This is a genomic window from Asanoa siamensis, from assembly GCF_016862555.1.
In the GTDB taxonomy this organism is placed as follows: domain Bacteria; phylum Actinomycetota; class Actinomycetes; order Mycobacteriales; family Micromonosporaceae; genus Asanoa; species Asanoa siamensis.
On record NZ_BONE01000036.1, the window covers coordinates 39,051 to 60,680 of the forward strand.

The window sequence follows — 21,630 nt, forward strand, 5'->3', positions numbered from 1 at the left end:
TCACACGCGTGCCGCCCCATACGACCGCCGCAGCGGGCCCAGCGCTCGCGGCCGCAGCCGCGATCGGCCCGTATTTCGCCTGGGAGGCATGGTCGTCGAGGGGGGACTGGCGGCCGTTCACGGCGCTGTTGACGCCCGCCGTCGCGGCCGAGCGGGTAACGGTCGCCCGATCGACGCTGGTCAACGCGTTCGGACTGGCCGAATCGGACGTTCCCGACCGCGTCGTGGCGTCGGTCTGGTTCATGGGCGTGACGGCCCGGTTGCTGTCGCCGCCGCTGGGCGCCGCGCTCGCGGGCGGCGCGCTGCCGCTGGCCACGCGGGCGAACCTCTGGTGGCGTCCGGTTCCGTCGGGCCCGTTGCCGATGGCCTACGGGACGGTCGCGGCGCGCGCGGCCGGGGCGCCGGCCGAGGTGGCCGCGGAGCTGGTCGCGGGGCCGCTGGCGGAGACGGTGACCCCGCTGCTCGAGCTGTTCCGGGACGAGTTCCGGCTGTCCCCGAAGGTCCTCTGGGGCAACGTGGCGTCGGCCCTCGCCGGCGCGGCCGGCGTGCTGGCCGACACGATGCCGCGCCACGCCGCACGGGCCGGCGAGGTGCTGGACCACGCGCTGACCTTGCCCCCGCTGGCCGGCACGGGCCTGGTGGCCCGCCCGGACCCGGCCCGGGCCCGCCGTTTCCTGGTGCGCGCGAACTGCTGTCTCTACTACCGCATCCCCGGCGGCGGCACCTGCGCCGACTGCGTCCTGACCCCGGCCGACGACCGGCGCGAGGCCTGGTCGGCGATCCTCGCGGCGACGCGCTGACCTGTCAGTTGTCCGGGTAGGGAAGCTGGTCGTAGCCCGCGGCGTTCGCCACCCGCTCGGCGATCGCGGTGAGCTGGTCGATCTCGTCGCGCGACAACAGGTCGACCAGCACCCGGCGGACCGTCGCGACCTGGTCCGGGGCCGCGCGGACGGTGATCGCGTAGCCCTCGTCGGTCATCCGCACCATCGTGCCGCGGGCGTCGTCGGTGCAGTGCTCGCGGGTGATCAGGCCGCGTTCCTCCATGCGCCGGAGCTGGTGCGAGATGCGGCTGCGGTCCCAGCCGAGCCAGGTGGCCAGGTCGCGGACCCGCAGCGTACGGCCCTCGGCCTCGGAGAGGGGCACCAGCACCTCGAAGTCGGGCCGGGAGATGCCGGAGTCGCCGAGCTGCCGGACGAGGGCGACCTCGATCGCCCGCTGCATGCGCAGGTAGGCCCGCCACATGCGCCGTTCCTGCGGGTCCAGCCAGCGCGGTTCGGTCATGTGGCCGAGCGTACCCGGTGTTTGTTGACGCATCAGCATCACCGTGTCTACGGTTGCTGACACATCAGCAAAAGGAGTTCGATCATGTCCCTGTTCCGGCTCGACGCGAGCATCCGCGTCGAGGGTTCGCACAGCCGCGAGATCGCCGACATCGTGGAGCGCGAGTGGCGCGCGGCCCACCCCGACGCCCCGATCACCCGCCGCCACGTCGGCACGGCGGCGCTGCCGTCGACGGCCTGGTCGGACGCGACGACGGCGCGGTTCCTGCCGCCGGAGAAGTGGACCGCGACCCAGCGCGCGGCGGTCGACCTGGCCGCCCGGCTGACCGACGAGCTGCTCGAGGCGGACGCCTTGCTGTTCGCGGTGCCGCTCTACAACTACGGCGTTTCGCAGCACTTCAAGACGTGGGTGGACACGGTCCTCGCCGACCCGCGGATGGCGGCGGGCGCCTACACGATCCTGGCCGGAAAGCCCGCGGTCCTCGTCACGGTCCGCGGCGGCTCCTACGGACCGGACATGCCGCGAGCGGGCTGGGACCACGCGACACCGTGGATGCGCCGCATCCTGGGCGACGTCTGGAACCTGGACCTGCGGATCGTCGAGTCCGAGCTGACCCTGGTGGGCATCGACCCGAACCTCGACCAGTTCAAGGACCTTGCGGTCGAGCTGCGGGTCCGCGCCGAGCAGTCCGCCCGCGACCACGGCCGGAGCCTGTAACCGTCAGTGGGCCGGCGGATCGTGGCGCCTGGTTTCCGGAACTGTTTCGGCCGGAAATGACGCCGGTCGATGTTGCTGGGGTGCCGGCGGACGTGATGGAATGGCTCATATCGCCGCGGCACGGGGGCAACCGTGCCGAGCACGGCGTTGCCGGGCCACCTCCATCGCACCTGCAATCGGCGACGAGGTGAGCAGCAATCGTGATTTCCCGGGAGAGTTTCGCGGGATTGTTCCGGAACCGCTTCCTGTGGGTGGCGGTGATCATGCTGGCCGTTTCCGGCGGTGCCGTCGCGCTGGCCAGTTCGGGCGGGTCGGAGGCGGCGCCCGCGGACCTGGGTTCGCGGATCCTGGACCGGATGCGGACGACGCTCGAGCGGGCCGATCCGGGGCAGCACAACCACGGCGGCCAGCACGTGGCCGCGGGTGACCCGGCCAAGGCCGAGGTGATCTGCGGTGTCCGCGTCTACGGCTACGAACCCGCCGAGGTGACGGCGCTCGCCGACGTGCGGACCGTCTACGGCTTCCATCTCTGCGGGATCGCGGAGCCGAAGCGGCCCTGGGACGTGGCCGTCAAGCTGGCCGGCCCGCTGATCATGGACCTGTCCACCGAGCCGCCGGGCATCCAGGTGGTCGAGGCCACCGCCGACGTGATGTACGTCGACCGGCTACGCCAGATGTTCCCGCAGAAGTACGCCGACCTGGCGAGCCGCGAGGCGCTGGCCGAGTCCGAAATGACCGAACTGCGCCGACGGTACGACGACGCGGCCGGGCTTTGATATTTACATCAATCTATGTAATGGTGGATGGAGCGCTCCCATCCCGACCGTTTCCATCGAACGGAGGATGAACAGTGCGTACACCCATCTCACGGGCGCTCGTCCTGCTGGTCGCCGTCGTGGTCGGCCTGTTGCCCTGGGCCGGTCCGGCCCAGGCCCACGGCACGATCATCAACCCGTCGACCCGTGCCTACCAGTGCTGGAAGACCTGGGGCAGCCAGCACATGAATCCGGCCATGCAGACCCAGGACCCGATGTGTTACCGGGCCTTCCAGGCCAACCCCGACACCATGTGGAACTGGATGAGCGCGCTGCGGGACGGCCTCGCCGGCCAGTACCAGCAGCGCACCCCGGACGGGCAACTCTGCGCCAACGCCCTCTCCCGGAACAGCACCCTGAACCAGCCGGGTGCGTGGAAGGCGACCAACGTCTCCCGCAACATCACGGTGCAGATGTACGACCAGGCCAGCCACGGCGCTGACTTCTTCCGGGTCTATGTCACGAAGCAGGGGTTCAACCCGGCTACCCAGAGTGTCGGGTGGGGCAACCTCGACCTGGTCGCCACGACCGGGCGGTACGCGCCGGCGCAGAACATCTCGTTCAACGTCTCGTTCCCGGGGCGCACCGGAGCGCACGTCATGTTCGTGATCTGGAAGGCGTCGCACATGGACCAGACCTACATGTGGTGCAGCGACATCAACGTCAGCTAGGTCAGAGGGCAAAAGAAGGCGCCGCGCGGAGTCGGCAGGATCCGCGCGGCGCTTTTCTCAGGTGTTATCGACCGGCCAGTAGCCGGTTGACCGCCGCGTCGACGTCGAGGTGGTCGGTTTCCCGACCGCGCGGGACGACGACGTAGGTCCGCCGCAGGAACCGCACCAGCACGCTGCGCGGTACCTCGAACAGGGCGTTCCCGTCGGGTGACGACAGGGCCAGCGCGACGAAGTCGCCCCGCGGTGTGGCCCACGGCCACACCCGGACGTCGCCGATGCCGGCGGGCTCGTCGAGGCCCGTGACGAGCAGCTCACGGGCGAACGACCAGCTCACCGCCTCGCCGCCGGCCGAGTCGGCGTGGAACAGGACGTGGACCGCGTACGGGTCGGCTGGGTCGTAGCGCAGGCTGGCGCGCACCGGCAGAGCGGTGGCGTCTGGTGCGACGAGCCGCAATGAGGTTTCAACCTCAACGGTCGTCGGTCGGATGACACTCATGTACGTTCTCCCCCCGGCACCGCTGCGGGACGCGCTTGCCCCGCGTTTCCCATACTCAGGTGATAGTTCTACTTACGCTCCGTCAATCGCTGATCTCACCCAGTAGTGGGAAGACGGTGCGTTATTGCGCTACAAGCCCGGCAAAATGCGTATAATGCCCGACTTGCTGTGGTACTGGGCACCGTCCGGCGTCGGGTAGCTCAGACGTCGACTCAGTTCGGTAACGTCGAGCGGTCCCGTTGAGTGACGGGCCGAGGCGGAGCCGGAGTGGATTGGGCGATGAAACCATCCTCAATGGAGCAAATGGGCAGCGGCGCGGAGCGGGAGGCGACCATCGCGGAGACCGAGGAGCGGAGGCACGGGGTGACGCTCGATCGGAGTAGCCCGCCCGAAAATTCGGATCCAGAGGTACGAACGGGCGTTTCGGCGCCGGCCCACCGGGGCCGCATCGGCGAAACCCTCGAACTGATCCGGGCAAACCCGACCGGACGGATGATCCTCCGCATCACGGTCGCGATTGCCGGGCTCGCCGTCGTCGCTCTGGGTATTCTGCTCATACCGCTACCCGGCCCGGGCTGGTTCATCGTGATCGGCGGCCTGGCCATCTGGGCGGTGGAGTTCACGTGGGCCAAAAAGCTCCTCACCTTCACCCGCCGCAACGTACGAGCCTGGACCGCCTGGATCGGGCGCCAAGCCTGGCCCCTACGCCTGGTCATCGGCGCCGTCGGCCTGATCTTCGTGGCATTCGTCGTCTGGGCCTCCGTCAAGGTCAGCCTCGACATCGACCTGATCACCGAGACCCGCGACTTCTTCGGCTGGTGACTGCTCGCGGGGCGGATGTGCGCCCCGGTGTCGGGATCAGGTATTGTCGTCCGCGCTGAGGGCGATTAGCTCAGCGGGAGAGCGCTTCGTTCACACCGAAGAGGTCACTGGTTCGATCCCAGTATCGCCCACGAGCTTGGGGTGCCCCTGTCCGCGGAACGCGCGGACGGGGGCGCTCGTTTTGTTGGCTCCGGGGGCCGAGCCCCCGGACACCCCGCGGTGCGGTTGTCGCGCCACGTTCGGGGCCTTCTCTTTTCTTGTCCTTCACCTTGTGGCTACCCGGGTCGGGTGAAAGTGGACGTTCTTGGCTCGTGCTCGCTGTGAGGGTTTGGTCACCTGTGGTTGTGGGGACTTGGGCGCGTTGACAGGTGTTGCTGGCGGCTAATAGCGTGCCTTCGGTCACGGGTACGAGCGCGGCTCGGTTTAGGAGTTCTTGGGGATGCAGGCGCAGGGGGCGGCCGCGCGGGATGCGGCTGGGCGTCGCGGCGTCCTGGGTTCGCCCGTTGGGCGGGCAGGGCTTCTGGTTTTTGCCGTTGCCCTCGCCGTGTTGGTTCTCAAGGTTGTGTGGGCCGCTAATACGTGGGGCACCAATGACGTTGGGCACTGGACGCGGTTTGCCGGTGGCGTGGAGAAGTGGGGGCCCGTTGGGATCTACGGGCATGAGTTCAAGGCCGTTTACAACCATCCGCCGCTGATCGGGTACCTGCTTTATACGTACAACTGGCTTGTCGCCCATGGGGTGGCCGACCTGTCCACGTTGGTGAAGCTGCCGTCGATCTTTGCTGATCTGGTTTCTTCGCTGGTTGTGTTCGATCTTGTGCGGCGGGCTCGGTCCCTTCGTGAGGGGACCGCGGCCGGTCTTGCCGTGGCGCTCAGCCCCGCCTTGTTCGTGATCTCCGGGTTTCATGGGAACAACGATCCGTTGTTCGTCATGTTCGCCCTCGTGGCCGCCTGGTTGTTGATGACCCGGCGGTCCGCCTCGCTGGCCGGGGTCGCGATCGCGTTGGCCGTCAGCGTGAAGTTGATTCCGGTCATCCTCGTGCCCGTGCTGGCCCTCGCCGCTTGGCGGTGGGGTTTCAAGCGGCTCGTGGCGTTCCTCGTCGGGTCCGGGCTGACCATGGGCGTCATCTGGGCGCCGGCCGTGCTGCTCAAGTGGACCGACCTCAAGGCGCAGGTGCTCGGTTACGCCGGGATCGGCGTACGCGAGTGGGGTCCTGTGCAGTTCGCCAAGTGGCTGCACGCGCCCGACGGCCTCGTCGACCTGATGATCGGGCCCGGGCGGTGGGTCTCGCTGCTGCTCGGTGCGCTGCTGCCCGTCGCGCTCGTCTGGCGGCGGCCCGAGAAGCTGCACGTCGCCATCGGGCTCGGGTTCGCGGTCTTCCTGCTGCTGAGCCCCGCGTTCGGCATGCAGTACCTGACCTGGCCGCTGGCGGCGGCGTACCTCGTCAACTTCTGGGTGGCGACCGGCTACCACGTGGCGGCTTCCACCTTGATCTGGGTGGTCTACGAGCGGTGGAATGAGTACCGCTGGCCCTGGGACTGGTGGCAGGGCCGGGCCGTGGCGATGAACACCACCGCGTTCACCCTCGCGGTGGTGAGTTGGGTGGCCCTGCTCGCCGTGGTCGTGGCGGGCCTCGTGGTCGTGCTGCGGGCGTGGCGGTCACCCGCGGAGCCGGATCGGGATCCGGACCAGCACGACAGCGACACCAGCGATCTGCCCGCGGGGGAGAGCCGCGACGAGCCGTCCGACGGCTACCGACAGTCCGCCGACGTGGTCGGCGCCAAATGAGCACGGGAGGCTCCGTTATGGCTGACGCTCCGCGCATCGGCATCCTCGTGGTGGCCTACAACGCGGCGACGACGTTGCAGGCGACCCTGGATCGGATCCCGGTCGAGTTCCGGGACCAGATCACCGAGGTGCTCGTGCTGGACGACGCGAGCCACGACGACACCCACCTGCACGGCCTGAGCTGGGCGCAGCGGGAGGACACCCCGCACACGATCGTGATCCGGCACTCGAAGAACCTCGGGTACGGCGGCAACCAGAAGGCCGGCTACCAGCTCGCCATCGAGCACGGCCTCGACATCGTCGTGATGCTGCACGGCGACGGCCAGTACGCACCCGAGATGCTCCCGCAGATGGTCGAGCCGCTGGTCAAGGGTCAGGCCGACGCGGTCTTCGGCTCGCGGATGATGGAGCCCGGCGCCGCCAAGAAGGGCGGGATGCCGTTCTACAAGCGGGTCGGCAACCGGATCCTCACCCGGGTCGAGAACGGGATGCTGGGCACCGGGCTGACCGAGTTCCACTCGGGGTACCGGGCCTACAGCGTGGCGGCGCTCAAGGACATCCCGTTCACCGAGAACACCGACGACTTCGACTTCGACACGCAGATCATCATCCAGCTCCTGCACGCGAAGAAGCACATCGCCGAAATCCCGATCCCGACCTACTACGGCGACGAGATCTGCTACGTCAACGGCATGAAGTACGCCAAGGACGTCGTCAAGGACGTCGTGGAATACAAGCTGTCCAGCAAGGGCTTCGGCACGTCGGCGTGGATCCCCTCGGTCGACGAGTACGCGTTCAAGGACGGCGACGGCACGTCGCACGCGGTGATCCTCGAGATGATGGCGCAGATGGAGCCGGCCAAGGTCCTCGACATCGGCTGCTCCGGCGGCCGCCTCGCCGAGTTCATGCGCGCCGCGGGCCACCACGTGACCGGCGTCGACTACCTCGAGGTGCCCGGCGTCCGCGACCGCGTCGACGTCTTCTACCAGGCCGACCTCACCAACGGCATCCCGCCCGAGATCGGCGTCGGCTTCGATGTCGTGATCGCCGGCGACATCATCGAGCACCTGCCCCGGCCGACCGAGACGATGCGCGAGATCCGCCGGGTGCTCCGCCCGGGCGGTCAGGTGCTGCTCTCGGTGCCGAACTTCGGTCACTGGTACCCGCGGGCCCGGGTGCTGTCCGGCATGTTCGGCTACGACCGCCGCGGCATCCTCGACAACACCCACCTACGCTTCTTCACCCGGGCGTCGCTGCGCCGGCTGGTCCGCAAGGCGGGCTTCGACCTGCTCGACGAGCGCGCGACCGGCCTGCCGCTCGGCGTCGTGACCGACGCCGACAAGACCCCGCTCAAGATGGTCCGCGCGATCGACAAGGGCCTGGTCCGGATGCGCCCGACGTTCTTCGGCTACCAGTGGATCCTGCGGCTCACCCCGCACGCCGAAGAGGCCGTCCTCGTCACCACCACCAACTGACGCGTCGTGCGGGCCGCCCCGGACCTCCGGGGCGGCCCGCCGCGCGTTCAGCTCCGGAACAGGGCCGCGTACCGGTCGAGGTAGAGCGGCCAGCCGTCGTCGCGCGCGATGCCGTCGCTGACCGACTCCCAACCCGGCCCGTGCCGGTCCAGGTCGCGGTGCTCGAGCTCCACCCGGGTGCGGCCCGGCGCCTCGGCGACGAACGTGACCTCGACCTCGCTGGTCAGGTCGTGGTCCGTCTCGACCTGCCAGGTGGGCCCGATGTCCCAGCTGAAGACGACCCGGTGCGGCGGCTCGTACGCGAGGATCCGCGCCCACCGGCACTCGCTCCCGTCGGCCGCCCGGTCGTAGATGTGACCGCCGACCCGCGGCTCGAGCACCGTCTCCGTGATGGGCGCCCGCAACAGGTTGTGCTCGCGCGGCTTGAAGTCACCGAACCGCTCGGTGAACACGGCGAACGCCCGCTCGACCGGTGCCTCGACGACGATCTGCCGCCGCACCACCGCGGCCGCTGCTTGTGTCATGGGTTCTCCTCCTCGGCGATCTCCTGGTAGCCGTCCAGCGCGCGGGCCCAGAACGTGTCGAGCTGGTCCCGCAGCGCGGCCACGCCGGCCGGGTTCAGGCGGTAGACCCGGCGGGTCCCCTCCGCCCGGTCGGTCACCAGGCCGGCGTCCTTGAGCACCTTGAGGTGCTGCGAGACGGCCGGGCGGCTGATCGGCAGCTCCCGGGCGAGCTCGCCGACGGCCCGCGGCCGCTCGGCCAGCGCCGTGACGATGGCGAACCGGCTGGGGTCGCCCAACGCCTCCCAGGCTTGGTAAGTGGCCACGAACCGAAAGCTACGACTTACCGAGTCGATCGTCAAGCGTCGGCGGGGTCTTCGCCCACCAGGCCGTCCACGGACTCGCGGAGGAGGTCCGCGTGGCCCACGTGGCGGGCGTACTCCTCGATCATGTCCATCAGGTGCCGGCGGAGGCTGGCCCGGCGGCCGTCCGGCCAGGCCGCGACCCCGAGGCGGTCGAGGCCGCCGTCGGCCAGCGCCTCGGCGACCAGCGCGCGGGCCCGCTCGACCGACGCCGTCCAGAGCGCCATCAGGTCCTCGGGCGAGTCGTCCGCGGCCGTGCGCCACTCCCAGTCGGGGTCCTGGTCGAAGTCGACGGAGGCGAACGGCTCGCTCATCGGCCGGCCGAACAGCTTCCCGGCGAACGTGTGCTCCTCGACCAGGGCCAGGTGCTTGAGCAGGCCGCCCAGGGTCATCGTGGACGGGCCGAGCGTCGCCCGCAGGCCGGCGGCGTCCAGGCCGCCACACTTCCAGGCCAGGTAGCGGCGCCCGCGCTCGAGCGCGCCGAGCATGGTGTCGAGATCGTTCCCCGCCGCCGGGGGACCGGTGAGAACTGCCATGCGTCCGGACGGTAGTCCCCGCCGGCGCCGGTGGCGATCCCGGCGAGCGGCTGGTCAGCGCCGCCCGGCCGGGCGGTCTAGGGTGAACCGCGAACCGCGACCGCACCGGGAGATGGGGGAGTGTCCATGGCCGAGGTTGTGCTGTTCCACCACATACACGGGCTGACGCCGGGAGTGACCGCGTTCGCCGAGGCGCTGCGGTCGGCCGGGCACACCGTGCACACGCCCGACCTCTACGACGGCAACGTCTTCGACACCATCGAGGACGGCCGGGCGTACGCGCGGCAGGTCGGTTTCGACACCCTGCTCGACAAGGGCGTCGCCGCCGCCGGTGAGCTGCCGGCCGACGTCGTCTACGGCGGCTTCTCGCTCGGCGGCATGCCCGCGCAGTTGCTCGCCCAGACCCGGCCGACCCGGGGTGCCCTGCTCTTCCACACCAGCATCCCGCCCAAGGAGTTCGGCGGCCCGTGGCCGGCGGCGGTCCCGGTGCGCGTCCACGCGATGGACCACGACCCGTTCTTCGTCGGCGACGACGGCGACCTCGACGCGGCCCGCGAGATCGTGGCCGCGGCCACCGACGGCGAGCTCCACCTCTACCCGGGCGACCAGCACCTGTTCACCGACGTGAGCCTGCCGGCCTACGACGCCGAGGCGACGGCCCTCGTCCTCCGGCGGACGCTGGAGTTCCTGGCCGACAAGTGACCCCGCACCATCTCTCCACTCTGGACGCCCGCCGGATCGCGGTCCGCGCCCAGCTCCTGGACAGCGCGCGGCCGACCGCCCTGCTCGACGTGGTGCGGCACCTGACGTTGCTGCAGATCGACCCGACCGCGGCGGTCGCGCCCAGCGCCGAGCTGGTCGTGTGGAGCCGGCTCGGCCCGGCCTGGTCGCCGGCCGATCTGGCCGCCGCGTTGACGAAGCGGACGCTGGTCGAGCTGACCGCGACGATCCGGCCCGCCGAGGACATGGCGCTTCACCGCGCCGAGATGGCCGCGACTCGGGACCGGCCGCCGCCCGGTCGGCGCGGCGAGTTCGTCGCGGCCAACGACGCCTGCCGCCGCGACATCCTGGCCCGGCTGCGGGCGGAGGGGCCGCTGCCGTCGCGCGTCATCCCGGACACCTGCGTCGTGCCGTGGCGGTCGACCGGCTGGACCGACCAGCAGAACGTCATCCGGCTGCTGGAGGCCATGTCCCTGCGCGGTGAGGTGGCGGTCGCGGGTCGGCTGGGCCGGGACCGGCTCTGGGACCTGGCGGAGCGCGTCCACCCCGACGACCCGGTGGTCCCGCTCGACGAGGCGCTGCGCCGGCGCGACGCGCGGCGGCTCGCGGCGCTGGGCATCGCCCGGGCGCGGACCACCCAGGTCCCGATCGAGCCGTACGACGTCGGCACGGCCGGCGAACCCGCGGTGGTCGACGGCGTCAAGGGGATGTGGCGGGTCGACCCGAGGTATCTCGGCCAGCCGTTCACCGGGCGCGCCGCGCTGCTCTCGCCGTTCGACCGGCTGGTGCACGACCGGCGCCGGCTGCTGGAGCTGTTCGGCTTCGAGTACGGCCTGGAGATGTACAAGCCGGCCGCCAACCGCCGCTGGGGCTACTACGCGCTGCCGATCCTGCACGGCGACCGGCTGGTGGGGAAGCTGGACGCGACCGCGGACCGGCGGGCCGGCGTGCTCCGCGTCGACGCCGTGCACGAGGACGAGCCGTTCGGCACGGAGGTGGCGGCGGCCGTGACCGGCGAGATCAGCTCACTGGCGAGCTGGCTCGGGCTCGAGACGCGCGCCGGTCGGCTGACCTCGTGGGCGGGTGTCCCGCGGATCTCGGCGCCGCTTCGCCGGGCCCGAGCGTAGGCGGCGCAAAGGATCCGCGGGACACGTGCTCGCCGGGGCGCACGGCGCGGTTGCGGACCCGCGCCGTGGCCTCGGACCAGCCACCCGGTGACCAGTGTGCGCCGGGCCGGTTGCAGCGGGGTTGCGGCGTCACCGCCGGGTGCGCGAGGCTGCTCGTACACCCGGGAGGTCCACGCTGTTCTTCGATGCCCTGGGCCCGTTGCGGGTCCGCGACCAGGGCAGGGCGGTCCCGCTCGGCACGCCGATGCAGGTGCGCCTGCTGGCGCTGCTGCTCTGCCGCGACGGGCGGCCGGTGGCCACGGACGCTCTGCTCACCGCGCTGTGGGACGGCGCGCCGCCGCCCGCCGCGCGCAAGACGCTGCAGGTCTACGTGCATCGCCTGCGGCAGGCCCTGCGTGACCCGGCGCGGGTGCGGCACACCGGCGACGGCTACGCGATCGTCCTGCACGACGACGAGTTCGACGTCCGGCGCTTCGACGTCGCCGTCGAGCAGGCGCGGGACGCCCGGCGGGGCGGCGACCCGGCCGCCGCGGCCAAGCTGTTCCAGGAGGCGCTCGGGCTGTGGCGCGGCGACGCGTACGCGGGTGTCGTCGGCTCGCCCGTGCTGGCGGAGGCCAGCCGCCTGACCGACCTGCGTGACACCGTGCGGGAGGAGGCCGCCGGCGTCGCGCTCGACCTCGGCCGGCCCGCCGAAGCCGCCGCCGATCTCGCCGTCCTCGCCGAGGAGCACCCCTACCGGGAGTCCGTGCGGGGGCTGCTGATGCTGGCCCTGGTGCGGGCCGGCCGGCAGGCCGACGCGCTCGAGGTCTACCGCCGCAGCCGGGCCCTGCTCGTCGACGAGCTCGGTGTGGAGCCGTCCGCCGCCCTGCGCGCGCTGCACGAGGCGATCCTGCGCGGCGACCCCCGGCTGGCCGGCATCGCCGCCGCCGACCTCGACGGGCTGGCGGCGGCCGCGGCGGCGCGGACGCGACCGACGGTGCCGACGCCCCGCCAGCTGCCGGCCGGAGCGGGCACGTCGGGTTTCACCGGTCGCGGCGCGGAGCTGGCCCGGCTCGACGGGATCCTGCGCGGCCCCGGCCCCGTCGTCGCGGTCGTCTCGGGCATCCCCGGAGTCGGCAAGACGGCGCTGGCCGTCCACTGGGGACACCGGGTCAGCGCGCGCTTCCCCGACGGCCAGCTCTACGTGGACCTGCGCGGCTACGACGACCGCCCGCCGTTGCGCCCGGCGGCCGTGCTCGCGGTCTTCCTGCGCTCCTTCGGCGTGCCGGCCGACGAGATACCGGCCGACCCCGACGAGGCCGCCGCCCGCTACCGCAGCACCCTGGCCGACCGGCGGGTGCTCGTGGTGCTCGACAACGCCGGCCACGCCGACCAGGTGCGCCCGCTGCTGCCGGCCGGTGCGGGCTGCGTCGCGCTGGTCACCAGCCGGGACCAGCTCTCCGGGCTGGCCGTGCGGGACGGCGCCGTGCGCGTGCCGCTGGACGTGCTGCCACCGGGCGACGCCGCGGACCTGCTGCGGGGCGCGCTCGGCGCCGGCCGGGTCGCCGCCGAGCCCGGGTCGTCGGCCCGGCTGGTCGACCTGTGCGGCCACCTGCCGCTCGCGCTGCGCATCGCGGCGGCCCAGCTCACCGGCGGCGGGCTCGGCGACATCGGCTCGTACGTGACGGCGCTGAGCACCGACCGGCTGACCGCCCTGCAGGTGCACGGCGACAGCCAGGCCGCGGTGCGGGCCGCCTTCGGTCTCTCGTACGCCCGCCGGTCGCCGCAGGCCCGCCGGCTGTTCCGGCTGTTCGGCCTGGTGCCGTGCGCGGACCTGACGGTGGGGGCCGCGGCGGCGCTGACGGGCGCGACCGGCCCGGCGGCGCAACGGCTGCTGACGGAACTCGCCGACGGTCACCTGATGGAGCGGCAGCGGCCGGACCGGTTCACGGCCCACGACCTGCTGCGGGTCTACGCCGCCGAACGGGCCCGCGCGGAGGAGACGGAGGCCGACCGCCGGGCCGCGCTCGACCGGCTGCTCGACCACTACCTGCGCACCGCGCTCGCCGCGACGCGGGTGGTCAGCCCCGACGTGATCCGGCTGCCCGACCCGCCCGGGCCGGCCGCTCCCGACTTCGCCGACCTCGCCGCCGGCGTCGCCTGGCTGGAGGACGAGCGGGCCAACCTGCTCGCGCTGGTCACGCACGCCGCCACGCACGGGCCGTACCACTTCGCCTGGCAGCTCACCGATGCCCTGCGGGCCTGGCTCTACCGGCGCGTCTACCTGATCGACTCGCTGACCGCCGGCCGCGCCGCGCTCGCCGCCGCCCGGCGCTCCGGCGATCCGACCGGGCTGGCCGCGGCGTTCGTCTGCCTGGCGTTCGTGCGCTGGCAGGCGGGACGCGCGGACCCGGCGCTGCGCTACTTCAGCCGCGGCCACGCCCACGCGCGCGCCGCGGGCTGGGCCGAGGGTGAGGTCACGGCGTTGTACGGGCGGTCGATCATCCACGGCCTGCGGGGCCGGGGTCAGGACGCGGCCGCCGACCTCGAGGCCGCGCTGACGATCAACCGTCGGGTCGGCTCGGCGCGCGGGGAGGCGCTCTGCCTCAACTCGCTCGCCGTGCTCCACTTCGAGTTCGGTGACCTCCGCGCGGCCCGCGACTACGGTGCGGCCTCGATCCGGCTCTACCGGTCCTTCGACCACGCGTCCAGCGGCGCCGTCGCGACCGGCAACCTCGCCGAGCTGAGCCACCTGCTGGGCGACAGCGAGACGGCGCTCGGGCTGTTCGCGGAGGCGCTGGCCGGGCACCGCGCCCTGGGCAACCTGGGTGCCGAGGCGTCGACGCTGGCCAGCCTGGCCATCGTGCACGCCGACCTGGGCGATCTGGCCCGCGCCGCGGCGCTGGTCGCGGCCGCCCGCGAGCGCGCCGGCGACACCCGCTACGACCGGTTGCAGGCCGACATCAGCAACGTGGCCGGCTCCGTCGACCGCCGGCTGGGCCGGCTGGCCGAGGCGAAGCGGCAGCATCGGGAGGCGTGCGAGCTGATGGCCGACCAGTCGTACCCCCGGACCGTCGCCCTGGTGGGCCTCGCCCGGGCCACGCTCGCCGCCGGCGACCACCAGGCGGCGCGCCGGCACGCCGGGGAGGCGCGGCGGACGACCGTCCCGGCCGGCTACCGGCTGCTCGACGCGTTCGCGCTGGACGTGCTGGCGACGGTGTGGGCCGCGACGGACCCGGCCCGGGCGGACGCCACCCGGGCCGAGGCCGCCGCGACCTTCCGCGCGACCGGTTACGCCTGGGCCTGAGCGTCGAACAGCGCCGCCCACGGCTCGACCAGCATCGTCCTGCCCTTCAGGCCCGCGATCAGCTCCGCGCCGGCGATGCCCTCGACCCACGGGAGCTGGCCCGCCCCGCCGTCCGGGCCGAGCGGCACCGCGATGACGATCGGCTGGCGCGTGTAGGCCGCCTGCTCGCCCGTGCCGGTGATCGCCGCGCGGAGGTTCGCCGCGACCAGTTCCGCCTGCGCGACCGCGGTGCCGATGCCGTCGCGGTCGGCGTCCGTGAGGTCGCCGACGGCGTAGACCCCGTCGGCCCCGTCGACCCGGAGGTGGGCGTCGACCCGCAGGTAGCCGTCGTCCCGGCGGGCGGCCGCCAGCGTGCCGCGCAGGAAGCCGGACGCCGGGCTGACGCCGAACGCCTGGTACCAGACGTCGGCCGTCAGCTCCTCGCCGGATTCCGTGGTCACCACGACGTCACCCCGGGCGGTCGGTGGCGCCGCCGGGAGCGTACGCACGGGGCTGTTGAGCCTGACCTCGACGCCGAGCTTGTCGAGCTGGCGCCGCAGCTCGTCGCGGAGGCCCTGGTCGAACGGCCCGGGCATGACGTCGTCTCCGGCGCTGACGATGGTGACCGTCTTGTCCGGGTGGAACGCCTTGATCTCGCCGGCCAGCTCCAGCCCGGCCGGCCCGGCCCCGACGACCAGCACGCGGTCGGAGTCGAGCAGTGCCTCGTGGGCCAGGCGGACCTTGGCCCGCGCGGTCGCGGCGTCGGGCTCGTCGACCTTGGCCGGGAACGGGTAGCCGGTCCCGGTGGCCAGCACGAGGTGGTCCGGCTCCAGGACCTGCCCGGAGGCGAGCGTCACCCGCCGGCCGTCGACGGCGACGGCCCGGTCGCGGACGAACCGGCCCCGGTGCAGCAGGCGGTCGTACGGCAGGAAGATCCGCTCGAGCCACTCCGGCTCGACCAGGGCCCGCCAGGCGGCGCTGTTGTGCGTGAAGGCGTCGCCGGGTGCGACGAGCGTCACGTCGGCGACGTCGTCGAGGGCCTTCGCGACCTTGATCCCGGCGTACCCGCCGCCCAGGACGAGGACGGTCGGGCGGTTATCGGTGCTGCTCACAGTGCTTTCTCCTCGATTTCTTTAGCGGAGACACATCTCCGGTACGAGGAGTTATAACGGAGAGGTGTCTCCGGTATTCCCGCTTATCCTGGAGCGCGTGCGAGACGAGAGGCGGGCCACACCGCGGCGCGAGCGCAGCGACAGCGTCCGCAACCGGGAACGGCTGCTGTCGGCCGCCCGGGAGCTGTTCGCCGCCGAGGGCCTGCAGGCCCCGCTCGACCGGATCGCGACCGCGGCCGGGGTCGGCCCGGGCACCCTCTACCGGCACTTCCCGACCCGGTCGGCGCTCTGGGAGGCGGTCCTCGAGGAGCCGCTGCTGGCCCAGCTCGCCCTGGTCGACCGGGCGCTGGCCGACCCCGACCGGTGGGCCGGGGTGGCCGGCTACATCCTCGAGACGTGCGCGCTGGAGGCGGAGCGGGGCGGCTACCTCAACCTGATGACGACGCGCTTCGACGACGCGCCGCGGCTGCTGGAGATCCGCACCCGGATCCAGCGCCGGATCGTCGAGCTGTTCAGCCGGGCCCGGGCGGAAGGTGCCATCCGCCCGGACTTCACGACTGAGGACCTGCTCTTCATCACGCTCTCGAACAGCCGCGTCGCCGAGGTCACCCGCGACGTGGCCCCGCGCGCCTGGCGCCGCAACGCGCAGCTGTTCCTCGACAGCCTGCGCCCGGAGCGGGCCCACCCCCTGACGGAGCCGCCGCTGAAGCCCAGCGACGTCGCCCGCACGATGATGACCCGCCCCACCGCGCGCCGGCCGGACTAGGGCTCGGTGCCGGCCACCTTCGTCCCGTCGACGTAGACCGTGATGCGCGCGTTGGTCGCGTAGCCCGGCGCGTTCGGGCGGTAGCTGTGGTCGTCCGGCTCGGTGAAGCGCGACCAGTCGGCCTTGGCCAGGCGGAGCTGGATCTGGCCCGTCGACGAGTGCGGCGCGAGCGAGCCGGAGCCGAAACCCACCTCCAGGTACGCGTCCGCGCCCGGTCGCGGTGTGGCCAGCGGCACCACCCGCCGGGTCACCGTGGCGCAGCCGACCTGGGCCCAGTCGCACCACGCGTCGACCCGCGGGGCACCGCCGTCGCGGGTGAACCAGTAGCGCGCGGTGACGCGGCTCAACGGCATCGCCGCCGCGCCGCTGTTGTCGAGCATCAGGCCCGGCCTGATCTGGTTGTCGCCGGGTGACCAGTCGAGGTTGAGGTGGCGGGCGGTCAGCGTCGGCGCACCCGGTCGCGGCGCGGTGACCACCGTCAGGCCGGGGGAGGGCGGCGACTGGTTGCCGGCCGCGTCCCGCGCCCGCACGGTGAACCGGTACTCCGACGCCGGCTGCAGGCCCGTCACCGTGACGCCGGGCGTCGTCGTCGTGGCCGCCCGGTAGACGTAGTCGGTGTGCTGCGCCCACACGTCGTAGCCGGCCACGCCGGTGTCGTCCGTGGCCGGCGGCCAGGTCAGGGTCACCGAGTCGGTGCCGATCGCCGTGGCCCGCGGCTGGCCCGGCGCGGACGGCGGGGTGGTGTCCGGGGCCGGGCGGTCGAGGACGAGGAGCGTGATGCTGTCGGCCGGGAACGTCGTCTCGACCGTGCCGGACGCCGACACCGGCTGGTCGGGCGCGCGGACGATCGCTCCGGGGTCGGCGGCGCCGTAGCGGTGGACCTTGGCGGTGCCCGCGCCGCGGCCCGCGAACGTGACCGGCGCCGTCTGGTCCGCGCCGCTCTTGTTGACCACCATCGCGGTCAGCGCGCCGTCGCTGGAGCGTTCCGCGGCGTACACCGAGAGCACGGACTGGTCCGCGCTGGTCGCGCGGACGCCGATGTCGCCGAACCGGCCGCCGGCGCCGTCGTAGTTGCGGTACATCCGGAACGCGTACGCGCCGGGGTCGGCCGCCGCCGGTGGCGCCCAGAGCGTGGCCAGGTCGAGCCGCTCGCGGCCGAAGATGCCGAGGATGTCGGCCTGGGCCAGCGCGCCGTTGACGTGGTCGAGCGCGCCCCAGTTGTACTCGGTGATCGCGGTCCGGGTGCCCGGATAGTGGGCCGCGACCAGCTCGCGCATCCGCGGCACCAGCCGCACCTGGGTGCCGATCCAGCTCTCGTCCACATAGGTGGGATCCCAGAGCGCGCGGGTCGACCGCAGGCGCAGGGCGTTGGTCGCCGGATCGTTCCCGTTGCCGAACGCGACGCCGCCGGCCTGCGGGTAGAAGTGCATGTCGAAGTAGTCCAGCAGGCGGGTGCCGTGCGCCTGCTCGTACGCGCGGAGCTGTTGGAGATACCAGGTGGTGAACGGCAGGCCGTCGCGGGCCGCCCGGTCGGGTGGATCGGCCCAGCAGCCCGTGCGGCCGCAGGTCTCCTGGTCCAGGCCCGAGTAGTCCCAACTGGTCCAGCCCCAGCCGACCGGGCCGAGCGTCGCGGCGCCCGGGTCGGCCGCCTTCACCGCCGCGCCGATCTCGATCGCCCGGTCGCGCAGCTCCACCGAGCTCGCGCCCAGCGGGTGCACGTCGCGGTGCGTGCTGTGCCAGATGTCCGGCTCGTTGTCGAGGTTGTAGAAGCGCACCCCGCCCTCGTCGGCCGTGCCGTACTTCTCCGTCAGGTGGCCGATCCAGGACGTGACGTACGCGGCGCCGACCGGCGCGCTGGTGTCCCGCGGGTCGTTGCCGGTGACCGGCGTGCCGTCCGGCCGGATGCCGTTCCCGCAGTCCGGGCGCCACTCGTCGGTGCGCTGCTGCGGCCCGTACTTCGCCACCGAGAATCCGCACGACCCGTCCCGCGCCTTCGGCGCCCAGCCGATCAGCGGCACCGTCAGGATCGTGTCGGTGCCCGTCGCCCGGTCCTGCTCCACGAACTCGTCGGTGGACGAGCCGTCGGGCAGGGCGCCGGGGTCGTCGTTCTCCTCGGCGATGTTCTCGAAGAACCAGTCGCTCGCCCGGTTGGTGGTGTCGTAGCGGTAGTCGTAGCGCGTGGTGGCATTGCCGCCCCACCGGCGCACCGGCAGGTCGAGCTCCGCCGCGAGGGCGGCGTCGGCGAAGTTCATGCCGTAGACGTGTGGGCTGATCGGATGCCGGTCCTGCGCGGCGTCGACGGTCAGGGCGGGGCCCGCGACGGCCTGCGTGGCGGTGGGTGCGACGGCGGGCACGGCCGCGAGCAGGGCGGCGGCCAGGAACGGTGTCGGGCGCATGCGGTGTCCAAGGTGGGTCGGGCCGCCGGCGGCGCGGCGACGGGTCCAGCCCGGACTGGCCTGACATTAACCGACGTGCGTCGATGCCCGCTACTCCGTACGAGGATCGGGATGCATTCGGGCGCGTCCCCGGCTACCGTCGGGCGATGGCCCTTATCGGTCAACCGGCTGGCGAGAGCGGCCCCCCGGCGCCCACGCCCGGCTGGGCCGGCGTCGGCACCGTGACTCTGCGCGAACTCGCCGCCCGGCAGAACCTCGCCGCCGCGCGGCGCAGCGACAACCACGTGCTGGTGCTGGTCACGGTCGGCCACGGGCAGCACGAGGTCGACTTCCGGCCGTACCCGTGCCGGCCCGGCACCCTGATCTGGGTCCGGCCCGGGCAGGTGATCCGGTTCGGCGGCAACGCCGGCCTGGACGCCATCGTGGTCTGCTGGGAGCCGGCCGCGGTCGCCGAGGTGGCCGACGACCCCGTGCTGCTCGACGGCGGGCTCGGCCCGGCCTGCTGGCAGCTCGCGGGCGAGGACGAGGACGCGGTCATCAACGAGGTCAGCCAGCTCGTCGTCGACTGCCAGCGGCAGCGCTCGGGCACCCTCGCCGCCGGCCTGCTCCGGCACCAGCTCGCCGTGCTGCTGCTGCGCATCGCGCTGCTGCCCGGCCGCGCGCCCGCCGAGCGCAACGACGCGTACGTGCGGTTCCGGTTGGAGGTGGAGAAGGACTTCACCAGGACCAGGCGGGTCGAGGAGTACGCGGAGCGGATGGGCTACTCGGTCCGCACGATCACCCGCGCCTGTCTCGCCGCCACCGGTCGCAGCGCGAAGCAGGTCATCGACGACCGCGTGACGCTCGAGGCGATGCGGCTGCTCGCGGTGACCGACGACCCGATCGCCGACATCGGGCGGCGGCTGGGTTTCCCGGAGCCGACCAACTTCGGCCGGTTCTTCCACCGCGAGGCGGGCACGAGCCCCGGAGCGTTCCGGGCCGCGCAGAAGGCCGGGCCGCGACTGCCGAACCAGCGTCGGCCGGGAGTGACCGATCCGCACGGGCGGCCCGCGCCGAGAGTGGGCGGCGAGGCATGATGGTCCCGTGCAGATTTCGGCGCGGGGCGATTACGCGGTCCGCGCGGCACTGAGCCTCGCCGCGGCGTACCCGTCGGTGATGTCAGCCCAGGCACTGGCGGCCGACCAGGACATGCCGCGCAAGTTCCTCGAGGCGGTCCTCGCCGACCTGCGCCGGGCCGGCATCGTCCGCGCCCAGCGCGGTGCCGAGGGCGGCTACACGCTGACGCAGCCGCCGCGCGAGGTGACGATCGGCGCGATCCTGCGGGCGGTCGACGGGCCGCTGGCCGGCGTCCGGGGCATGCGCCCCGAGGAGACCGCCTACGAGGGCTCCGCGGAGAACCTGCCCCGCGTCTGGGTCGCGGTGCGCGCGGCCGTGCGCGAGGTGGTCGACGAGACGTCACTGGCCGACGTGCTGAGCGGCAAGCTGCCCGCGCACATCCGGAAGCTCACCACACTGCCCGACGCGTGGCAGCCGCGCTGAGCTAGTCTGCCCCATATGTCAGTCCTGGTGGCGTTCAGCGTGACCCCGTTGGGCACCGGCGAGGCCGTCGGCGAGCTCGTCGCCGAGGCCATCCGGGTCGTCCGCGCGTCCGGCCTGCCCAACCGCACCGATGCCATGTTCACCACCGTCGAGGGCGAGTCCTGGGACGAGGCGATGGGCGTGGTCCGCGCGGCCGTCGCGGCCGTCCAGGCCCGCGCCCCCCGCACCTCGACGGTCATCAAGGTCGACTGGCGCGAGGGCGTCGCGGGCGCCCTGGACAGCAAGGTCTCGACGATCGACCGCCTGCTCGGCTGACCCGACCCAGCGCAGCCCGGTCAGCGCGATCCCGGCGGCCCGCTCGGCGGCTTCGGTGATGCCCAGGTCGGCGAAGAAGTACGGCGCCGCCACCAGCGACCGGGCGCGGAACTGCCGGCCCAGCGCCGCGACGATGGCGTCGGCCCGGTGCAGACCCTCCGCCGCCACCCAGTCGTCGAGATAGGCCGTCCACGGGACACCCGAATCCCGCCAGCGCTGCCGGTGGTGGTGCAGCCAACCTTCGCCGGGGGGCAGCCGGTCGAAGCACCACCGGGCCGTGCGCTCGTCGAACCGCTCGTGCGCCCACTCGACCACCACCAGCGTGCCGCCGGGTCGCGTCGCGGCGGCGATCCGGTCGACCATGTGGTCGAGGTCGTCGACGTGGTGCAGCGAGGTGCACGCCACGACGACGTCGGCGGGCGCCGGCGGCGTCCAGTGTTCGAACTCCACCTGGTGGAAACCGGGGCCGGCGGGCGCGGCCGGGTCGACGCCCACCGCGTCGTAGCCGGCCGCGCGGAGCGCCGGGACGAAACCGCCGGCCGGGCCGCAGCCGACCTCGAGCGCCCGGGCCGGCGCCGGCGGGAGCGCGGCGCGGACGAAGGTCCAGGTCGCGTCGAGCCAGCGCCGGGTCGCGTCGTCGGTCATCGCTCGTCGACCACCTCGGCCGTTTCGACACCCTGGAGTGTGACCAGGGCGAACGCCTCCGCCGCGAGCGGCAGTCGGGCCTCGCCGGCGGCGTCCGCGGCCGCTGCCGACGGCCAGGTCCAGGTGTCCGTCCAGGTCGCCTCGGCGTCTCGGACCAGCCGGGTGGTGACCGGGCCGGCGAAGCGCGCGCGCACGGCGTCGATGAGTTCGGCCCGCTTGGCCAGCAGGGCGCCGGTGTCGGTGGTCGTGGTGAACCTGGTGACGCGGACGATCGTCATCTC

At 72.9% G+C, this 21,630-nt stretch carries 22 protein-coding genes, 1 tRNA gene and 1 pseudogene; 15 read left to right on the forward strand and 9 right to left on the reverse strand.

All coding sequences use genetic code 11. The annotated features are described in order from the left end of the window. Window positions 1–8 precede the first annotated feature (8 nt). The gene (locus Asi02nite_RS22115; RefSeq protein ID WP_203715790.1) at window positions 9–800 is read left to right on the forward strand and encodes a (2Fe-2S)-binding protein; all 792 of its coding nucleotides are present in this window, start codon (window positions 9–11) and stop codon (window positions 798–800) included. Window positions 801–804: 4 nt separating this feature from the next. On the opposite strand, the gene Asi02nite_RS22120 is transcribed toward Asi02nite_RS22115, so the two are convergent. After that, complete coding sequence (locus Asi02nite_RS22120) at window positions 805–1,281, reverse strand: MarR family winged helix-turn-helix transcriptional regulator (protein WP_203715791.1); 477 nt, start codon at window positions 1,279–1,281, stop codon at window positions 805–807. A gap of 84 nt (window positions 1,282–1,365) precedes the next feature. Here Asi02nite_RS22120 and Asi02nite_RS22125 point away from each other — a divergent pair, with 84 nt between their 5' ends. From Asi02nite_RS22125 to Asi02nite_RS22135, 3 genes are all read left to right on the forward strand, one after another. Continuing rightward, window positions 1,366–1,998 (forward strand): FMN-dependent NADH-azoreductase, encoded by a 633-nt coding sequence (locus Asi02nite_RS22125; RefSeq protein WP_203715792.1) that lies wholly within the window; start codon window positions 1,366–1,368, stop codon window positions 1,996–1,998. Window positions 1,999–2,198: 200 nt separating this feature from the next. Next, the gene (locus Asi02nite_RS22130; RefSeq protein ID WP_203715793.1) at window positions 2,199–2,774 is read left to right on the forward strand and encodes a hypothetical protein; all 576 of its coding nucleotides are present in this window, start codon (window positions 2,199–2,201) and stop codon (window positions 2,772–2,774) included. 74 nt (window positions 2,775–2,848) lie between these two features. After that, the gene (locus Asi02nite_RS22135; RefSeq protein WP_203715794.1) at window positions 2,849–3,484 is read left to right on the forward strand and encodes a lytic polysaccharide monooxygenase; all 636 of its coding nucleotides are present in this window, start codon (window positions 2,849–2,851) and stop codon (window positions 3,482–3,484) included. 64 nt (window positions 3,485–3,548) lie between these two features. On the opposite strand, the gene Asi02nite_RS22140 is transcribed toward Asi02nite_RS22135, so the two are convergent. Continuing rightward, the gene (locus Asi02nite_RS22140) at window positions 3,549–3,980 is read right to left on the reverse strand and encodes an SsgA family sporulation/cell division regulator (RefSeq protein ID WP_089247988.1); all 432 of its coding nucleotides are present in this window, start codon (window positions 3,978–3,980) and stop codon (window positions 3,549–3,551) included. A 303-nt stretch (window positions 3,981–4,283) separates the two neighbouring features. Between Asi02nite_RS22140 and Asi02nite_RS22145 the strand changes: the two genes are divergently transcribed. The 4 genes from Asi02nite_RS22145 (at window position 4,284) to Asi02nite_RS22160 (ending at window position 8,066) form a co-directional block, all read left to right on the forward strand. Beyond that, window positions 4,284–4,802, forward strand: a complete 519-nt coding sequence (locus Asi02nite_RS22145) for a TIGR02611 family protein (RefSeq protein ID WP_239126922.1) — start codon at window positions 4,284–4,286, stop codon at window positions 4,800–4,802. 59 nt (window positions 4,803–4,861) lie between these two features. Further along, window positions 4,862–4,933, forward strand: a tRNA-Val gene (locus Asi02nite_RS22150). Between the two features lie 308 nt (window positions 4,934–5,241). After that, window positions 5,242–6,591, forward strand: coding sequence for an ArnT family glycosyltransferase (locus Asi02nite_RS22155; protein ID WP_239126923.1), 1,350 nt, complete (start codon window positions 5,242–5,244; stop codon window positions 6,589–6,591). 17 nt (window positions 6,592–6,608) lie between these two features. Then, on the forward strand, window positions 6,609–8,066 hold the full coding sequence (locus tag Asi02nite_RS22160) for a bifunctional glycosyltransferase/class I SAM-dependent methyltransferase (RefSeq protein WP_203715797.1): 1,458 nt from the start codon (window positions 6,609–6,611) through the stop codon (window positions 8,064–8,066). A 47-nt stretch (window positions 8,067–8,113) separates the two neighbouring features. On the opposite strand, the gene Asi02nite_RS22165 is transcribed toward Asi02nite_RS22160, so the two are convergent. Genes Asi02nite_RS22165 through Asi02nite_RS22175 form a run of 3 tightly spaced genes read right to left on the reverse strand, consistent with a single transcriptional unit; the run spans window position 8,114 to window position 9,464 of the window. Then, window positions 8,114–8,590 carry an SRPBCC family protein gene (locus tag Asi02nite_RS22165; RefSeq protein WP_203715798.1) on the reverse strand — a complete coding sequence of 159 codons (477 nt, stop codon included), beginning with the start codon at window positions 8,588–8,590 and terminating at the stop codon, window positions 8,114–8,116. Beyond that, complete coding sequence (locus Asi02nite_RS22170) at window positions 8,587–8,892, reverse strand: ArsR/SmtB family transcription factor (protein WP_203715799.1); 306 nt, start codon at window positions 8,890–8,892, stop codon at window positions 8,587–8,589. Before Asi02nite_RS22170 ends, Asi02nite_RS22165 begins: the two co-directional genes overlap by 4 nt. Window positions 8,893–8,924: 32 nt before the next feature. After that, window positions 8,925–9,464, reverse strand: coding sequence for a DinB family protein (locus Asi02nite_RS22175; RefSeq protein ID WP_203715800.1), 540 nt, complete (start codon window positions 9,462–9,464; stop codon window positions 8,925–8,927). 126 nt (window positions 9,465–9,590) lie between these two features. Here Asi02nite_RS22175 and Asi02nite_RS22180 point away from each other — a divergent pair, with 126 nt between their 5' ends. The 3 genes from Asi02nite_RS22180 (at window position 9,591) to Asi02nite_RS22190 (ending at window position 14,597) form a co-directional block, all read left to right on the forward strand. After that, a complete protein-coding gene (locus tag Asi02nite_RS22180) occupies window positions 9,591–10,166 on the forward strand; it encodes a dienelactone hydrolase family protein (RefSeq protein WP_203715801.1) in 576 nt (191 codons plus the stop codon). Continuing rightward, entirely contained in the window at window positions 10,163–11,311 is a 1,149-nt protein-coding gene (locus tag Asi02nite_RS22185) for a DNA glycosylase AlkZ-like family protein (protein WP_203715802.1), read from the forward strand. Before Asi02nite_RS22180 ends, Asi02nite_RS22185 begins: the two co-directional genes overlap by 4 nt. A gap of 199 nt (window positions 11,312–11,510) precedes the next feature. After that, window positions 11,511–14,597 (forward strand): AfsR/SARP family transcriptional regulator, encoded by a 3,087-nt coding sequence (locus tag Asi02nite_RS22190; protein ID WP_203715803.1) that lies wholly within the window; start codon window positions 11,511–11,513, stop codon window positions 14,595–14,597. Here the strand turns inward: Asi02nite_RS22190 and Asi02nite_RS22195 are convergent. After that, a complete protein-coding gene (locus Asi02nite_RS22195; RefSeq protein ID WP_203715804.1) occupies window positions 14,582–15,688 on the reverse strand; it encodes an NAD(P)/FAD-dependent oxidoreductase in 1,107 nt (368 codons plus the stop codon). The genes Asi02nite_RS22190 and Asi02nite_RS22195 overlap by 16 nt on opposite strands. Before the next feature lie 97 nt (window positions 15,689–15,785). Here Asi02nite_RS22195 and Asi02nite_RS22200 point away from each other — a divergent pair, with 97 nt between their 5' ends. Continuing rightward, entirely contained in the window at window positions 15,786–16,454 is a 669-nt protein-coding gene (locus tag Asi02nite_RS22200) for a TetR/AcrR family transcriptional regulator (protein WP_203715805.1), read from the forward strand. Here the strand turns inward: Asi02nite_RS22200 and Asi02nite_RS22205 are convergent. After that, a complete protein-coding gene (locus Asi02nite_RS22205) occupies window positions 16,451–18,850 on the reverse strand; it encodes a glycoside hydrolase family 44 protein (RefSeq protein ID WP_203715806.1) in 2,400 nt (799 codons plus the stop codon). The genes Asi02nite_RS22200 and Asi02nite_RS22205 overlap by 4 nt on opposite strands. A 146-nt stretch (window positions 18,851–18,996) precedes the next feature. Between Asi02nite_RS22205 and Asi02nite_RS22210 the strand changes: the two genes are divergently transcribed. The 3 genes from Asi02nite_RS22210 to Asi02nite_RS22220 are packed head-to-tail and all read left to right on the forward strand — an operon-like array spanning window position 18,997 to window position 20,704. Next, window positions 18,997–19,926 carry a helix-turn-helix domain-containing protein gene (locus tag Asi02nite_RS22210; protein ID WP_203715807.1) on the forward strand — a complete coding sequence of 310 codons (930 nt, stop codon included), beginning with the start codon at window positions 18,997–18,999 and terminating at the stop codon, window positions 19,924–19,926. Between the two features lie 7 nt (window positions 19,927–19,933). After that, complete coding sequence (locus Asi02nite_RS22215; RefSeq protein ID WP_203715808.1) at window positions 19,934–20,389, forward strand: RrF2 family transcriptional regulator; 456 nt, start codon at window positions 19,934–19,936, stop codon at window positions 20,387–20,389. A gap of 15 nt (window positions 20,390–20,404) precedes the next feature. Then, window positions 20,405–20,704, forward strand: a complete 300-nt coding sequence (locus Asi02nite_RS22220) for a thiamine-binding protein (RefSeq protein ID WP_203715809.1) — start codon at window positions 20,405–20,407, stop codon at window positions 20,702–20,704. Window positions 20,705–20,968: 264 nt separating this feature from the next. Here Asi02nite_RS22220 and Asi02nite_RS41755 read toward each other — a convergent pair. Continuing rightward, a pseudogene (locus Asi02nite_RS41755) lies at window positions 20,969–21,349 on the reverse strand (class I SAM-dependent methyltransferase); the annotation flags it as partial. After that, window positions 21,346–21,627: a hypothetical protein gene (locus tag Asi02nite_RS22225; protein WP_203715810.1), complete on the reverse strand. Its 282-nt coding sequence runs from the start codon at window positions 21,625–21,627 to the stop codon at window positions 21,346–21,348. The gene Asi02nite_RS22225 and the pseudogene Asi02nite_RS41755, both read right to left, overlap by 4 nt. Between the last annotated feature and the right edge of the window lie 3 nt (window positions 21,628–21,630).